Here is a 15,165-nt window from a genome sequence, read left to right on the forward strand (position 1 = left end):
TCCTCAAATCAGGCGTTAGCAGGAGGGTTGGTAGTGTTGATACTGGCGCTGAATGGCAATCTGATCGGCGATATATTTCGCATCGTGCCAGACGCCCCAGATAAAGGTTGAGCCACGACGAGAAAGCCAGGGCAAGCCAAGAAAATAGACGCCGGGTTCGCTGGAGACACCGCGATGATGCTGCGGGCGCTGCTGTTCATTGAAGGCGCTCACCTTCAGCCAACGGTAATCGGTGGTATAGCCGGTAGCCCAGATGATGCTACGCACGCCCACTTTTTGCAGGTCGAGTTCAGCGAGCGGTTGGGTCAGGCAATCAGGGTCGGGCAGAAAGAAGCGAGCCTCCGGCTCTTCTGGCAGCGTCAATCCGTTGCGGGCAATATAGTCATCGGCGGCATCGAGCAACGCCAGATAGGAGGCGTCACCAAGGCGAATATTGTCCGCCAGATCGTCGCGGAAGAAGGCTTTCCCCTCGGTAAAGGATTGGGTTTGGCCAACCAGGGTAATGCCCTGGTGCGCTAGCTGGCGGAAATCGACGGTATTTCCGCCCTGGGCGCCGCTGACGGCAATCGTCACGTGCTCTTTTCCAGGCTGGTTGGCTGGCGCATCCCACAGCCCTAATACTCCCAGCCACCAGCAAAAATCACGCTGACGGTAGCGGCGCGGCGGGCGATCGTGTGCGCCGACGGACAACCACACTGCGCGCCCTGCCCGGCGTAACTCATCAGCGATTTGCACACCGGAAGAGCCTGCGCCAACCACCAGCACGCCGCCTTCCGGGAGCTGCTGCGGATTGTAATATTGCGCAGAATGAATTTGATGAACTGAGCTATCCTGCGGCGCGATAGGCGGGATCGTCGGGCGCTGGAATGGCCCGGTGGCGGCGACGATGCGCTGAGCCTCGATGATTCCCTGCGATGTCTCGACGCGAAAGCCCGGACGCCCGTCTAAACGTTCAGCGCTGAATACCTCAGCGCCGGTGCGTATCGGGGCATTAAACATTTTGGCATAAGCGGCGAAATAGTCGGCGATCTGCTCTTTGGCGACAAAACTATCGGCATCGCAGCCAGGAAACGTCATGCCGGGAAACCGATCGTGCCAGGCGGGTCCGTTGGCGACCAGCGAATCCCAGCGGCCGCTGCGCCAGGCCTCAGCGATGCGTTTTTTTTCCAGTACCAGATGGGGGACGCCGTGATGGGTCAGATGCTCGCTCATCGCGACGCCTGCCTGTCCCGCGCCAACCACCAGGGTATCGATTTCTGTAATCTGCTCTGTCATTTCTGTGTCCTTCAAGCACGGTTGTCCGGCTATTTGCCGGAATTGACAGAACTCAGGTTAAGTAAGTGTGATGAAATGGTAAAATATTATAAAACGTTCCTCTGAATAGAAATTTACGAGGCTATATAAACAATAAAAAATAATTCTTCCTGTTAGCCAAATAAAATAATCAGACCTGATGCGGCGTTAACTCAATGCTGCGACAATAATCCATAAAGAGCTGCGTCGGGCGCGTGGGTTCATTATTTGTCAGATGCGCCATAATTAATGTGGATGCCGGCATTTCATCGGCAATATCCAGCTGCACCAGTTTTTCACCATCATAGGTCATGTCGCAAAGCGGGCGGGTAACCAGTACCGAAAAGCCTAATCCCTGCCCGACCATGCAGCGCACCATTTCAATAGATGGCGAACTGTAGGCAACTTCCGGGTGATAACCTTTCTCTTTAAATATCGAGACAAAATAGTTTTTGCTGGGAACCGCATCGAGCAAAATCATCGGTTCCCGGCTTAACTCCTGAAGCGTGACGCATTTTTTCTGCGCCAGCGGATGAGACGCAGGCAACAAAGCATAAGGTTTATGCGGCGCATTCAGCAGCTCTTTATGAATGGAGTGCCCTAATTCCAGATCGTAGACCAGCGCCAGATCGAATCGCCCACGGTGCAGGCCATGCATCAGTTCGTGCTGTTCGCCATCGTAGAGCTGGAGGGTTATTTCGGGATACATTTTTTTAAACCCGGCTACCAGTTTTGGCATATACAACGGCGCAACGGATTCAAAGCAACCCACAGAAATAGTCCCGGAAACCAGCTCTTTATCCGCCCGCGAATTCTGTTCAAACTCATACGACAGCCGCAGTAGCTCTTTAGCTTTATCGTAGAAACGCCGTCCGCCAGAGGTCAGGGAAACACCCTGCGCATGATGGCGGATAAACAACTGCTGGTCGAAAGTGCTTTCAAGGTTTTTAATCGCAATCGAGATTGATGGCTGAGCAATGTGCAGTTGGCGGGAGGCCTCGGCAATACTCTCCGTTTCCACCACCGTCACGAAATACTTTAGCTGCTTGAGGGTAAATCGGTTCATAGCGTCACCATTGATAAAATATTGTCTTACTGCAATCAGGCTTAGTTTTCCGATATGCAACTTGCAAGCCTCGTGCCATACCGATTTTGATTAAAATATTGATTGGCCAGTCGCTAACTCTATTTCTTCGCGTCTAATTCCTTGAGTGATATTTACCCGATTGCACCATAAAGTCTCGCTCTGCACCTTATTGGCTCACCACGCGCTCCACTATTGCGCAAATTTTCATTTCATGGGAAGTTCTGGTTAAAAATAACAGTGATTGTTTTTAAGTTGTTTCAATAGTGTTTCGCATTAATTGCGTTGAATTACTTAAGGTTAATATTGCTGTATAGTTTTTTTAAACTTAAAGACCAAAAATTTACTAATTGCCTCCAGTGGAATACTGCCAGCATAGTGTCATTGCAATATGAACGCTGGCGACTCCCCATTTTAGAACAATGGAATCGCCTTAATTTCCGTTAATGATGGCGAGTGAAATAGCCCATGACGTTTAACTGGAACTATATGTTAAGCCTGCTCAGCGATGTCGATTTTTGGCAGGCCACCTGGACCGTCATCAAATTAAGTTTGCTGACCTGGGCTTTCAGTATTGTGCTGGGATTTATTCTGGCGCTGGCAAAACAGTCGACGCGCAAGCTGTTTAATTTGCCTGCCCGCCTCTATATCTGGCTGTTTCGCAGTATGCCGCTGCTGGTGCTGCTGATTTTTGTCTACAACATGCCCCAGGCGCTGCCGTCATTTGCGCCGGTGCTGAACGACCCGTTCTGGGCCGGACTGCTGGCGATGGTACTTAGCGAGGCCGCCTACATCGCTGAAATCCATCGCGGCGGGCTGCTGTCGATCCCTAAAGGACAAAGCGAAGCCGCTCGCGCGCTCGGGCTGCGCTATGCCGGAACCCAGTGGCGGGTGGTGATCCCACAGGCGTTGCGCGTGGCCCTGCCTGCATTGGCCAATGAGTATATTGCCATCGTCAAGCTCAGCTCGCTGGTATCGGTCATCTCTCTGACCGAAATCTTAATGGTCGGCCAGCGCCTCTATTCGCAGAATTTCCTGGTGATGGAGACCATGGCAGCGGTGGCGTTTTATTACATCCTGATCGTCACGGTCTTTGATTTCCTGCTCAAACGCCTGGAGACCTGGCTCGATGTCACTCAGCGTAAAACTACGCGCCCGGTGGATGAGGAGATGCAACGACTGGCGACGGTCCGGCGTCCGGCGATGGCCCGCAGCGTCAGCGCGGCACAGGAACCCGCGCTACAGGCCTCAAAGCTGCATAAAGCCTATAACAATGTCGAAGTGCTGGGCGCGGTCAGCCTGCAAATTCAGCCCGGTGAGGTGGTTTCCGTTATCGGCCCGTCTGGTTCCGGTAAAACGACGCTGATTCGCCTGCTAAACGGTCTTGAGCAGATCGATAACGGTGAGATCAAAATCAACGGACAACCTTTTATTCACCTGGATCGGCAGGGACAACAGAAGCCGCGTTTTATGGAGAACAGCGAACATCGCCAGAATATCGGCATGGTATTCCAGAGCTTCAACCTGTTCCCCCACCTGACCGTTCTCGGCAACCTGCTGCTGGCGCCGCGCTATCACCATCTGGCCAGCGAAGGCGAGCTGAAACAGCACGCCTGCGAACTGCTGCATAAAGTCGGCATGCTGGAACACGCGTGGAAGTATCCGCATCAGCTTTCCGGCGGCCAGCAGCAGCGGGTTGCGATTGCCCGCGCGCTGATGATGCGCCCGCAAATTATGCTGTTTGATGAACCCACCTCGGCGCTGGATCCGGAAAAAGTTAACGAGGTGCTACAGGTTATCGAATCACTGGCTCATGAAGGCATCACCATGGTGATCGTCACCCATGAGATGAATTTTGCCTTCAAGGTTTCCGACCGAATTGTGTTTATGGAAAAAGGTCGCGTGGTCTGCGACGACACGCCTGCGGCAATGCGCGACGGCCAACACCCGCGCGTGGATGCCTTCCTGAAAGATGTCTCTTTGGCTTAACGCCTCCGTTCCTCAAAGGAGAAGATTATGATTGCGCAGTGGCAAATCGAACAGTTTCATCAGCAGGGCTTTCTGGTCGTCGAAGAGGTGCTTAACGCAGAGGAAGTCGCTCTGTTGCAAGCCGATTTCGACGCCTGGGTCGAAGAGAGTCGGCAGCATAGCGAAGTCTGGGGGGAAACTCTCGACGGTCGACCGCGTTTCGATCTGGAAAGCGATCACGCGGCCCACCACCCTTCGCTGCGCCGGGTAAGTTCGCCCACGGAGATTTCCGCCGCCTACTGCCACGCCGCGCTAGATTCAAAGATGGCGACGATTGCCGGTCAGCTTATCGGCGGCAGCGGAACGCGTTTTCATCACAGCAAAATAAACTCCAAACTGCCGCACACCGCAACGCAGGTAAAATGGCATCAGGATTTTCTGTTTACCCCGCACAGTAACGACGACATCATCACCGCCCTGCTAATGGTCAGTGAAGTGACGCCGGAAAATGGCCCGCTCAACGTGGTGCCGGGCAGCCATCAGGGACCGCTGTGGTCCCACTGGCAAAACGCGCGCTTTACCGGATCGGTGGACCCGCAGGTTGAAGCGGCCCACTGCCAACAGCCGCAAGCCTGTTTTGGGCCATCGGGATCGGTATGTTTTATGCACACTCGCCTGCTCCACGCCTCCAGCCCGAATGAAACCGACCTGCCGCGTACGCTGTTTATCAGCGTGTATGCAGCGGAGGACGCCCTGCCGTATGGCGAAAATCCGCTGCCCAGCATTCATGCCGGGCAGATGGTTGCCGGTGAAGAGAGCGGCCTGGTGCGCAGTACCGTTAATCATTTACGCCTGCCGCAAAAACCGCGCGGCGCATCCTTTTTCGTCCAGCAGGCCGGTACCGATCGCGCCAGCATGTAATTTGCCCACTCCCTGGAGGTTGTATGAAACGTATTAATGCTTTGCGCCCTGCTGCCCTGCTCCTTTGCGCCACCGGAGCCCTGACGTCCTTTAGCTCGCTGGCCTTCCAGCAGCCGGGGAAAATCACCGCGGGTTCGGATATGACCTTTTTCCCGTATGAATATATGGAAAACAACAAACCCGCCGGATTCGACATCGAGTTCCTTGCCGGACTAGCGAAAACCATGGGCCGCGAGGCGGTGAATATTGATACCCGTTTTCCGAATTTAATTCCGGGCTTACAGGGCGGGCGTTTTGATATCACCAACTCGTCGATGTACATCACCGCCGAACGTCTGAAGGTTATCGATATGGTGCCCTATCTGAAGAGCGGCGAAGCAATCCTCGCGCTGAAAGGCGGCGATTATCAGCCGAAAACGCCGGAAGAGTTTTGCGGCCACAAAATTGGTTCCATGGGAGCCACCTCATGGTTGGCGCAATTGCAAAAGCTCTCCACCGATTACTGCGTGAAAAAGGGCCTGAAGCCGATTGCGCTCAGTGAATACACCACCGACCCGCAAACCACTCAGGCGCTGCTGTCGCGGGCAGTAGAGGCGCAAATCACCGATGCGGCGGTGGCGCGCGGCGTCATTGATAAACTTGGCGATCGGGTGGTTATCTCATCGGAAACCCTGATTTACCCGGTGCTGAACGGTTTTGGGGTGAAAAAAGGCAACAGTGAGGTGAAAACCGCACTGGAAGAAGGCCTGAAGAAATACAGCGCCACGCCGGAATACGCTGCGTTGCTGAAGAAATACAACTTCCAGGCACCGACGCAAGAGGATCTGCAAACCCTGATGCCAAAAGCGGAGTAATTATATGGCCCGGTCTTATGAAGAACAGACGCGTATCGACCTGGCGGCTACCTTTCGCATCATCGCCCATCTCGGGATGCACGAGGCGGTGGCCAACCACTTTAGCGCGGCCATCTCGGCGGACGGCAAAAAGTTCCTGCTGAACCCGAAGTGGAAACACTTTTCGCGGATCCGTGCCAGCGATCTACTGCTGCTGGATGCTGATGATGAAACTTGCGCCCATCGGGCGGACGTAGACGCGACGGCGTGGGCGATTCACGGGCAAATCCACCAGCGTCTACCGGAGGTGCGGGTGGTGCTGCACCTGCATCCGGTTTACACCACCAGCGTGGCTTGCCTGGAGACGCCGCATATCCCGCCGGTCGATCAGAATACAGCGCGCTATTTTAACCGCGTTGCCGTCGATACGCTTTATGGCGGCATGGCAGACACCACGGCGGAAGGCGCCCGACTGGCGTCGCTGCTGGCCGATAAGCATCGACTGCTGATGGGCAACCACGGCGTGCTGGTAACCGCCCCGTCTATTGGCGAGGCATTCGATGATATCTGGACGCTGGAGCGCGCCTGCCAGATTCTGGTGACCGCCTGGTCAACGGGGCAGCCGCTGAAGCAACTCTCTGATGAGGTGGCGGAGAAAACCGCTCAGGATTGGGAGGGTATCGCCGACTTTTCACGTCAGCATTTCGAAGAGATGAAGCAGATAATGATCGACGCCGATCCGTCGTTGCTGGATTAGCCGGTTTCCCCCGGACAACCGCGTCCGGGGATATCCCTCTACGAAGCAAAATCGGCGGTGATGGTCTCGCGGATACGGTTTAAGCGCGGGTTTTCCCGCTTTTTATGCCACACCAGGTAAAGATAACTGGTCGGTGAGATCTCGACTGGCGTCGGTGAGACTAACCTGCCCTGCGCCAAAGCATCGGCACAATGATAATCCGGCAGCACGCTCCAGCCCTGTCCGTCGATCACCATCTGGCGGATAACCCGCATGTCCGGGATCGTCAATGCCGCCTGCAACGGCGGTGCGCTATGGAACATCGTCTGCCACAACGTTCGAATCAGCGGTAGATCTTCGTCAAACGCGATCAGCGGCAGTTGGCTGAGGGTAGTCATGTCAGGCGCCACACCAATGGCGTCGGTCAACGCAGGACTATGCACCAGCAGCATTCTTTCCGTATGCAGCAAGCAGTAGTGGTAATTTTTTTCATCCGGCACGCTGGCGGTAATGGCAAAGTCGACGCTGTCATCCCCCAGCATGGCATAAATTCTCGCCCGGTCGCCCACGTGAAAGCGCACCCGATATCCGGCATTCATTAATTTTGCGAGGGTTGGGGTAAAACGGTAATAAACAAAATCCGAGGAGCCGACAAAATAGACCGTCCCACCCGCATCTACCTGTGGACGATAGCTGGCAATTTTCGCCTCCACACCGTCAATAAACGGTGCAACGGCCCGAGCCAGCTCTTCCGCCGCGTCCGTGGCCTTGACCCCACGAGCCTGGCGGACGAATAGCGGTTTACCCACCAGCGACTCCAGCGCCTGAATATGCTGCGAGGCTGCGGGCTGGGTGATCCCAAGTTGCTCCGCAGCACGGGAAAATGAGCCAGTTCTGTATGCTTCAAGAAAGGTTCGCAGGTGGGTCAGATGGCTCATTCAGGGTTACTCTTCGTTTAATTTGCTTATTAGGCTACCGCACCCTCCGCGCCAGCGGCAAGACGACGCGTAATTTGCCACCACAATAATCCCAAACCCAGTAATGAGAGCAGCGCACCAGCAAGCCCTACCCACACGATACCCGCGTGAACGATTGTTATCCCTCCCAGCACCGAACCCAGAGCGATTCCCGAGTTAAAACCGGCGATATTGAGCCCGGCGGCTACGCCGTGAGCGTGCGGCGCATGAGTCTGGGCAATGCTAATAAGGCGAGCTTGTAGCGCAGGTACGGCGGCAAAAGTCAGCATCCCTAACAGGGCAACCAGAATTCCCATGAGCCAGAGCGAACCACTGAATAGCCACATTCCCGCCGTGACGATAATGATCCCCAACACAATCAGTACCGAGGCGCGATTAACGCCAAGTGCATCAGTCATTTTGCCACCGAGGATATTACCCAACGCCGCCATCACACCGTAGATCAGCATGAATATACTGACCGTTGCCGTCGTCACGCCGGTTTTCGTCGTCAGAAGTGGCGCAATATAGGTATAGGCGGTAAACGAGCCGCCGTAGGCCAGTACTGTTACTAGCGCCCCGGCCAGCAAGGTGGGATTAAGCATCGTGGCAAGATGACTGAGCGCAGAATTGCCTTGCGCATTTTTTGGCGTAGCCAGCGCATCTTTCATACCAAACAGCAGCCCAAAGAAGCCAATCGCACCAAAGAGGCCAATCGCTGCCATTACATAACGCCAGGGCACCACACCGGCCAGAACGGTGCTGGCCGGCACGCCAATAGCCATGGCAAGCGTGAATCCGCCGAACACTACCGCCACGGCGCTACCGGCCTTTTTCGGGCCCGCCAGACGTGCGGCGGTGCTTGACGCGACGGCGAGAAACAGTCCATGGCCCAGTCCGGCGATAAACCGCGCCGCCAACAGCAGCGTCAGATTGGCGGCAAAGGCCGCGGCGAAACTTCCCAGCGTGAAAACCACGGCGGTCACCAGCATCACATTTTTACGACTCCAGGACGCGGTAAGCGCGGTGAGAACCGGTGCGGCCACGGTGGCACCCAGCGCATAGGCCGTCACCGCACCACCGCTCTGTTCAATGCTCACGCCTAATCCGTTTGCCATCACGTCAGTCAGTCCGATGGGTACAAATTCAGCTAAACCCAGCGCAAACGCGCTGAGGGTGAAGATATAAATAACGAGCGGCATAATCGCCTCCGAAAAATGAAGAGGCGATAAAAATACGGAGAATTAAGACATAACTGAAATTATCGATTTTATATCAGACATTAATATTTTTATGTCATGGTGATGGCGTCGAAGAGCGAGATACGGCGACTATCCTGATGATCGCACCTGTCCGAACTACCACACCCACGCAGGGCCGTAGCCCCGGTAGGGCGTTAGCCACCACCGGGAAAAATACCGCTAATACCGCACGCAAACCGATTTCGTTTCGCACCAGTCATTCAGCCAGTCAGGGCCAAAATCGCGTCCGGTACCGGACTGCTTCATGCCGCCAAACGGCAGGTTGGCGTCAATCAACGTATGGCTGTTAACCCACACTGTTCCCGCCTGTAGACGGTCGGTATAGTTCAGCGCCTGAGTCAAATCACGCGTCCACACGCTGGCGGTCAGGCCGAAATCGCTGTCGTTGGCCAGCCGTAGCGCTTCTTCACCGTCGGCAACGCGCACCAGGTTGACCACCGGGCCAAACACCTCTTCACGAGTGAGGCGCAGGTTAGCATCCGGGTTAATCACCAGCGTCGGCGGTATGTAGAAACCCTGCGCGTCAGGGCCAACGCTGCCGCTGATCAGTTCCGCGTTCTGCTGGCGGGCTTCGTCGAGATACGCCGCCACTTTGGCGCAGTGCGCCTTCGACACCACCGGGTTTATCTGGCTGCTCTCCAGCATGCCAGGTCCCACCTGCATCGATTTCACCGCTTGTTCGAAACCATTCACCAGCGTATCGAACAGCGGCGCTTCGATGTAAATCCGTGAGCTAGCGGCGCAAACTTGCCCTTGGTTGAGGAAGCTACCGGTCATCAACCCTTCGATCACCCACTGGGGATCGGCATCTTTGAGTACGATAGCCGGGTTTTTACCGCCTAATTCCAGGGTTACGCGGGTCAGGCGGTCGGCGGCCACGCGGGCAATCTGTTTACCGGTGGCAGTCGAGCCGGTAAAGCTCACCTTCGCCACTTGCGGGTGCGAGGTTAACGCTGCGCCGCATTCGGCACCGCTACCGGTGACCACGTTGAACACGCCATCCGGCACGCCCGCTTCCGTTGCCAGTTCCGCCACGCGCAGCAGGGTCAGCGGCGTAGTTTCCGACGGTTTAATGACAATAGAGCAGCCAGCCGCCAGCGCGGGCATCACTTTCCACATGCCAATCATCAACGGGAAGTTCCACGGCACGATCCCGGCCACGACGCCAATCGGCTCTTTTTTCGTCCACGCCTGATAGCGCGCCCCCTGCGGAAACGGAATCGACACGTCAAGCGTGCGGCCGCTGATCTTAGTGGTCAGCCCGGCGGTATAGCGCATCCAGTTCAGGGTGCAGCCCACTTCAAAGGCGCGAGAAATGTTGATTGATTTACCCTGTTCAAGGGTCTCCAGTTGCGCCAGTTCTTCGCCATGCTGTTCAACCAGATCGGCAAAGCGCAGCAATATGCGTTCGCGGTCCGCGGGCGTGCGCCCGGCCCAGCTGCGGGAGACAAACGCACGCCACGCAGACATCACCGCGCGATCAACGTCTGCGGCATTGGCATCCGCCGTGCTGGCGATGGCCTGCCCGGTGGCCGGGTTCCAGACGGTTAAGCGCTTTTCACTCTCTGCCGCCTGCTGCGCACCATCGAGGTACAAACCATGCTGTCTGTCTAAAAACTGCTGCACGCTGGCAAGTAGCGCGACCTGTGATGTGGACATACCCCTTCCTTATTGTTCGCGGATAGTGGTTTCAGTCTAAGTCGGGGTCGCCATTCGCGCTTTTTTCTCTGTGACATTCGCTTGTGCCGCTGTGACAGGCTCCGCAATTAAGCCGATTACGCGGACAGAAAATGTGCCACAGGTAATAGTTCTTTCATATACTCCGCCTCCGGCCCTTGCCTCCAGAACCATAAATGCAACAATACAAAAACATTATTATTACAAAGGATTCGCGATGAGTACGGCAAATCGTGGGCAGGATTACCAGCATTGGTTAGCAAAAATCAATCAAGTCTGCGGGCAATTCGCCGCCCGTCCGCTGGATGATAATTTTCACGGTGAGATAGACGCCAGCTATGCGGGCAGCCTGAAAGTCAGTACCGTTACCGCTCGCGGCATCAACCTTTATCGTACCCGGCAAGAAATTAAGCGCGACAATGACGCCTGGTTTTATACCGTTTTCCAGCTTTCCGGCCAGGCGACCGTCGAGCAGGATGGTCGTCAGGCGCTACTCGAAACCGGTGATATCACGCTGATTGATGCTTCCCGTCCGTGCTCGATTGTCTGGCAGCAGACCTCGCGTCAGGCCTCCTTGTTATTACCAAGAACGCTGCTCGAACAGCAACTGCGCGGCAGCGAAATCTGCATTGCCACCCGGCTGGCAAAAAGCCTGCCGATGGTTCAGCTAAGCCAGCGTCTGCTGCGAGAAAGTATGAATAGCCCCGAGCTGTCGGCAAGCGAAAGCGAAGCGGCGCTGGAGGCGATTGTCTGCCTGCTGCGTCCGATGCTGCATCATCAGGAGGCTCAGCCATCGCGGCGCGATAAGCAGTTTCGCAAAATCATGGATTTAATCGATGAGTCAATTCAGGCGGAACACCTGCGCCCGGAGTGGCTGGCCAGTGAAACCGGGATGTCGGTACGTAGTCTGTATCGGCTGTTTGCTGAAAAAGGGCTGGTAGTCGCGCAGTACATTAAGAATCGTCGGCTCGATCTGTGCGCCCGCGCGCTGCAAAGCGCACATGATGACGAAAAGCTGGCGGGGATTGGCTATAGCTGGGGTTTCAGCGATCATAGCCACTTTTCCACCGCCTTTAAACAACGCTTCGGCATCTCGCCCGGGGAGTATCGCAAGCGTTGCCGTTAGCTATTTTTTCAGCCATTTGCCGTTAAGGCCCTGCACATATTCCCCCGGTTGCGCCCTGGCGACTAGTTTTTGCCCGGCCATTTTCGCTACCTGATCCACTGGCAGATTGTTGTCATCCGCCAGCTGCTGATAGCTCTCACTGCGCGCAGCATTAATCTGTTTAACCAACGCCAGGGTTTCTTTATCCTGTCGCAGCGGTTCAAGATAGCCGTTGAGGGTTTCGCCTACCCGCCCCTGCTGGCGAGCTTCGTTCAAGGTTAAAGCCAGTGCCTGAGTGCTGAATAACACGAGCGCCAGCGTCGCAGTTAACAGTCGTTTTCTCATCATCGCCTCAGAACAGATCGCTACGCGATTTGAGCAGATTCTCAACATCTTTATCCACCTTGATATGAATTTCATGCTCAATTTTGACATTCATATTGATGGTGATCGGCTCCTTTGACGCCGCAATCTCAATGCGCGGCGTACAGCCCGCCAGCAGCATGGTCGCCAGAAAGGCGGTGAGTAGTTTGATCATTATTGTTGTTCCTTACAGGTGTTACTGTCCTGACAGCGCTGCGCGGGCAGCCTGGCATTTTGTTCAAGCCACGCTTGCAAATTGTCGCCAAAACGCAAGCTGCGCCACAGGTCAAAAATATTCTCTTCATGGGAATAGTTTAAGTGCACCGTGTTGCTTTTGCCCTCTACCCGGCTGGTGCCGCTAATCGTCGCCTTCAGCGTCAGTACGCCAAGGTTATCGAGGTTGATGCGCGTCCACGAGGTGGCGACTTCCATATAGCGCAGCCAGTTTATCGCCGCCCCGGCGGAGACGTTGTCGGCCACCAGCGCGTCCGCGGTGTCTTTATCCAGGCGCATTGTCATCGGCCCCGGATTATTGAACCAGCCGTCCTTGATTATCCATTTATCGTTATTCAGCCACAGCGGCAGCGCACCGTTAAACGGTCCGGAAACCGCAAACTGCTTCACTTTGATAGCACTAACCAGTTCGCTGCTGGAGATATTTTGCAGACGCAGCAGCGCCGGATCATGCTGCGGCATCCGCAACTGCTGCATGGTCAGCTTGCCGCCGAGTATATCGACGCTGACGTTGCTGAGCTGCAACGGGGCGTCTTCGCTCCACGGGTAAGAGCCCTGGAGATCCGCCGTCAGATTACGCGAAGTGAACTGGTTGACGATTTCCCCAATGCGCAGCGATACCGGATGACGGGTACCGAGCTGCCAGGTACCTTCACTAAAGCGGAATGGCAGAACGAAATCGACGCCGTTAATCTGGTTATCCGGCATCCAGGCGCTACCGCCTTTCAGGACGCCGTGCCCGCCCGCTTCAAAACCCTGATCGGCGGCGGCAGAGAACGCCACCTGAGCGTACAACTCGCCTTCGCGCAGCTTCATTTTCCACTCTGGCGGCACCAGCGGCTGGAACACGGTTAAAGACTGTTTTGGCCACCACGCCTGTCCACGCAGTCGTTCGCCGTCCCAGCGCCCGGTAACGCGCACCGGACCAATGCTTTGCGCATGCAATGAACCGTTGAACTGAAACCAGGTCGGGTCGCGCCCATCGACGTTAAATTTGAGCGTCGAGGGCGGTAATTCGCTGCCGCCGCTAAAGGTGGTTTTTCCGGCGTCCAGCGACAGCGCCCCGGTCAGTTTCGGGTGCTGTTCATCGCGCAGCCAGTGGATCGGCTCTTCCAGCGTCAAACGCGGCGTGCTGACCAGCATGGAGCCGTATTGCAGCTTATCGAAGCCCGTAGACAAGCTGTTGAGCACGATGGCGCTGTCGGTCCACTCCCCTGCGCCTTTGACATCCCAGCGCGCCTGCATCGGCGTAAAATGGCCCTCGCCCCAATAGCGCCACTGCCAGCGACCGCGGTCGGGCATAAAGTTGTCGGCCTGACCGTCAAGATGCAGCGTAAAGTCGCCCATCTCCTGCTCGTGGGCGCGCAGAATGGCCTGCAAGCGACCATCCACGCCCTGTTGGGTCACTTTAACGCCCGCCAGCGGCCAGCGGATCTCATCAATATTGAGCGAATCAATCACTCGCCCGCGCGAACGCAGCAGCGCGCCGGGATGAAAATCGAGCACCGGCGCGGTGAGCGGACCACTCAACTGCGCGGGCAGTTTGGCATAAAAAATCAGATCGCCGAGCTTGGCCTCACCGGTCAACTGGAGCGGCATGTCGCTGTTATCCATGCTCAACTTACCGGGGCCAATATTCAGCACCGCGTTACCCTTACCGGCCTGACCCTGAGTCAGCACGTTCAGCCGCCCGCTCACCTGCATCTGCTCGGTACCCTGCTGCCAGTTGCCTACCGACAGCGCGACGCGACCGCTCAGCGCATTACCGGCGTATTCGGTGTGCCAGCGGCCATCGCTGATGGCGATACGATCGGGCGTAATTTCCCACGGCAGGTCAAGCATTGGCTCCACTTCACCGCGCGGCGTGACCAACAGCTGTCCGCGATTCTCTTGCCACTCGAGTTCAGCATCCACCAAGCCAGGCGCTTGCGCAAACTCGAAGGTGCTGAACAGGTGGCCATCGACCGGGAAACCGTCCGGCACCAGCGGCATATGAAACTCGCCCACCAACTTCACCGGGGCCTGATCTTCCACTAAACGCGCGGAAAAGTTGCTGACCGTCAGCGCCTGGCCGCGCAGCCGCGCCTGAACAGAAATCTCTTTTCCGGCATAGCCAATATCCTGCTGCTCTGGCGTGAGCGACATCACCAGCCGCCCTTGCCATTTTTCCCACGGCGACAGGCGCAGGTTTTCAATTGTCAGCCAGCTATAAGGAAGCATCGATTGCCATTCGGCGAGGGTTTTCGGCGCACCGGGAGCGGCTTCGCTCTCCGGCAGCTTGTTCAGACAGGCGCTGTTAACGTCCAGCTCAGTGATATGTAAACGCCAGCGGCTGGGACGGGACAGCTCGGCATTAGTGACGCGAGCGATTTCGCAGTCGCCCACCAGATAGCGCAGATCGGGGATACGCAGCGAGGTGCGCGTCAGGCGTGGACTGTCATTCAGGGCGATCCGGGTTCCGGCAGGCAGCCAGATCCCCGCCAGCGTGGGGACCCAATGGGTGAGCGTCAACAACAAAGCCAGCGGTAGCAACACGAGTGCTAATAATAGCGCGATGGCGGCTTTATATTTACCCTTCATGGGCAGCTAATATCCTGATTCAAAATAAGTAAAAGCCGAGAGGCCGTTATTGTGGCACGTTCGACCTGCGAGTTAAAGTTTCCGTCCCGTTTAAGCGTAGTCGCCGTCGCGTGATTCTCCAGCAAGCTATTGAGCCGATGTTTAGTTTTCCCC

Annotated in this window: 13 protein-coding genes; 5 read left to right on the top strand and 8 right to left on the bottom strand. The window is 56.0% G+C overall.

Features of this window, described 5'->3' with window-relative positions; all coding sequences use genetic code 11:
• Positions 1-15 precede the first annotated feature (15 nt).
• Together ACMYSL_RS16025 and ACMYSL_RS16030 are read right to left on the bottom strand one after the other, a co-directional pair.
• Positions 16-1,275: a flavin-containing monooxygenase gene (locus tag ACMYSL_RS16025; protein WP_434659058.1), complete on the bottom strand. Its 1,260-nt coding sequence runs from the start codon at positions 1,273-1,275 to the stop codon at positions 16-18.
• A gap of 169 nt (positions 1,276-1,444) precedes the next feature.
• Positions 1,445-2,359, bottom strand: coding sequence for a LysR substrate-binding domain-containing protein (locus ACMYSL_RS16030; RefSeq protein ID WP_139538062.1), 915 nt, complete (start codon positions 2,357-2,359; stop codon positions 1,445-1,447).
• Between the two features lie 486 nt (positions 2,360-2,845).
• Between ACMYSL_RS16030 and ACMYSL_RS16035 the strand changes: the two genes are divergently transcribed.
• From ACMYSL_RS16035 to ACMYSL_RS16050, 4 genes are read left to right on the top strand one after another with little or no spacing between them, the layout of a single operon-like run.
• The gene (locus ACMYSL_RS16035) at positions 2,846-4,366 is read left to right on the top strand and encodes an amino acid ABC transporter permease/ATP-binding protein (RefSeq protein ID WP_434659059.1); all 1,521 of its coding nucleotides are present in this window, start codon (positions 2,846-2,848) and stop codon (positions 4,364-4,366) included.
• 27 nt (positions 4,367-4,393) lie between these two features.
• Positions 4,394-5,266 (top strand): phytanoyl-CoA dioxygenase family protein, encoded by an 873-nt coding sequence (locus ACMYSL_RS16040; RefSeq protein ID WP_434659060.1) that lies wholly within the window; start codon positions 4,394-4,396, stop codon positions 5,264-5,266.
• 23 nt (positions 5,267-5,289) lie between these two features.
• Positions 5,290-6,120 (top strand): ABC transporter substrate-binding protein, encoded by an 831-nt coding sequence (locus ACMYSL_RS16045; RefSeq protein ID WP_434659061.1) that lies wholly within the window; start codon positions 5,290-5,292, stop codon positions 6,118-6,120.
• 4 nt (positions 6,121-6,124) lie between these two features.
• The gene (locus ACMYSL_RS16050) at positions 6,125-6,856 is read left to right on the top strand and encodes a class II aldolase and adducin N-terminal domain-containing protein (protein ID WP_434659062.1); all 732 of its coding nucleotides are present in this window, start codon (positions 6,125-6,127) and stop codon (positions 6,854-6,856) included.
• Between the two features lie 38 nt (positions 6,857-6,894).
• Here the strand turns inward: ACMYSL_RS16050 and ACMYSL_RS16055 are convergent, their stop codons facing one another.
• The 3 genes from ACMYSL_RS16055 to ACMYSL_RS16065 all read right to left on the bottom strand — a co-directional run bounded on the left by ACMYSL_RS16055 (position 6,895) and on the right by ACMYSL_RS16065 (position 10,712).
• The gene (locus ACMYSL_RS16055) at positions 6,895-7,773 is read right to left on the bottom strand and encodes a LysR family transcriptional regulator (protein WP_182238269.1); all 879 of its coding nucleotides are present in this window, start codon (positions 7,771-7,773) and stop codon (positions 6,895-6,897) included.
• 29 nt (positions 7,774-7,802) lie between these two features.
• Positions 7,803-8,993, bottom strand: coding sequence for an MFS transporter (locus ACMYSL_RS16060; protein ID WP_182238267.1), 1,191 nt, complete (start codon positions 8,991-8,993; stop codon positions 7,803-7,805).
• A gap of 219 nt (positions 8,994-9,212) precedes the next feature.
• Positions 9,213-10,712: an aldehyde dehydrogenase family protein gene (locus tag ACMYSL_RS16065; RefSeq protein ID WP_434659063.1), complete on the bottom strand. Its 1,500-nt coding sequence runs from the start codon at positions 10,710-10,712 to the stop codon at positions 9,213-9,215.
• A gap of 235 nt (positions 10,713-10,947) precedes the next feature.
• Between ACMYSL_RS16065 and feaR the strand changes: the two genes are divergently transcribed.
• The gene (gene feaR / locus ACMYSL_RS16070; protein WP_142467379.1) at positions 10,948-11,856 is read left to right on the top strand and encodes a transcriptional regulator FeaR; all 909 of its coding nucleotides are present in this window, start codon (positions 10,948-10,950) and stop codon (positions 11,854-11,856) included.
• Here feaR and ACMYSL_RS16075 read toward each other — a convergent pair whose 3' ends face one another.
• The 3 genes from ACMYSL_RS16075 to ACMYSL_RS16085 are packed head-to-tail and all read right to left on the bottom strand — an operon-like array spanning position 11,857 to position 15,012.
• On the bottom strand, positions 11,857-12,180 hold the full coding sequence (locus ACMYSL_RS16075) for a YdbL family protein (RefSeq protein ID WP_110273411.1): 324 nt from the start codon (positions 12,178-12,180) through the stop codon (positions 11,857-11,859).
• A gap of 7 nt (positions 12,181-12,187) precedes the next feature.
• The gene (locus ACMYSL_RS16080) at positions 12,188-12,373 is read right to left on the bottom strand and encodes a YnbE family lipoprotein (RefSeq protein WP_110273412.1); all 186 of its coding nucleotides are present in this window, start codon (positions 12,371-12,373) and stop codon (positions 12,188-12,190) included.
• Entirely contained in the window at positions 12,373-15,012 is a 2,640-nt protein-coding gene (locus tag ACMYSL_RS16085; RefSeq protein WP_434659064.1) for a YdbH family protein, read from the bottom strand. Before ACMYSL_RS16085 ends, ACMYSL_RS16080 begins: the two co-directional genes overlap by 1 nt.
• Positions 15,013-15,165: the final 153 nt, after the last annotated feature.

The sequence above is a fragment of the Klebsiella sp. MISC125 genome (assembly GCF_051131775.1).
GTDB lineage: Bacteria > Pseudomonadota > Gammaproteobacteria > Enterobacterales > Enterobacteriaceae > Klebsiella.

Excerpts from the sequence above, each read along its gene's own strand:
- ACMYSL_RS16035 (WP_434659059.1), top strand. The coding sequence starts at position 2,846 with ATGACGTTTAACTGGAACTATATGTTAAGCCTGCTCAGCGATGTCGAT.
- ACMYSL_RS16040 (WP_434659060.1), top strand. The coding sequence starts at position 4,394 with ATGATTGCGCAGTGGCAAATCGAACAGTTTCATCAGCAGGGCTTTCTG.
- ACMYSL_RS16055 (WP_182238269.1), bottom strand. The coding sequence starts at position 7,773 with ATGAGCCATCTGACCCACCTGCGAACCTTTCTTGAAGCATACAGAACT.
- ACMYSL_RS16030 (WP_139538062.1), bottom strand. The coding sequence starts at position 2,359 with ATGAACCGATTTACCCTCAAGCAGCTAAAGTATTTCGTGACGGTGGTG.
- ACMYSL_RS16080 (WP_110273412.1), bottom strand. The coding sequence starts at position 12,373 with ATGATCAAACTACTCACCGCCTTTCTGGCGACCATGCTGCTGGCGGGC.
- feaR (WP_142467379.1), top strand. The coding sequence starts at position 10,948 with ATGAGTACGGCAAATCGTGGGCAGGATTACCAGCATTGGTTAGCAAAA.
- ACMYSL_RS16060 (WP_182238267.1), bottom strand. The coding sequence starts at position 8,993 with ATGCCGCTCGTTATTTATATCTTCACCCTCAGCGCGTTTGCGCTGGGT.
- ACMYSL_RS16065 (WP_434659063.1), bottom strand. The coding sequence starts at position 10,712 with ATGTCCACATCACAGGTCGCGCTACTTGCCAGCGTGCAGCAGTTTTTA.
- ACMYSL_RS16045 (WP_434659061.1), top strand. The coding sequence starts at position 5,290 with ATGAAACGTATTAATGCTTTGCGCCCTGCTGCCCTGCTCCTTTGCGCC.
- ACMYSL_RS16075 (WP_110273411.1), bottom strand. The coding sequence starts at position 12,180 with ATGAGAAAACGACTGTTAACTGCGACGCTGGCGCTCGTGTTATTCAGC.
- ACMYSL_RS16025 (WP_434659058.1), bottom strand. The coding sequence starts at position 1,275 with ATGACAGAGCAGATTACAGAAATCGATACCCTGGTGGTTGGCGCGGGA.
- ACMYSL_RS16085 (WP_434659064.1), bottom strand. The coding sequence starts at position 15,012 with ATGAAGGGTAAATATAAAGCCGCCATCGCGCTATTATTAGCACTCGTG.
- ACMYSL_RS16050 (WP_434659062.1), top strand. The coding sequence starts at position 6,125 with ATGGCCCGGTCTTATGAAGAACAGACGCGTATCGACCTGGCGGCTACC.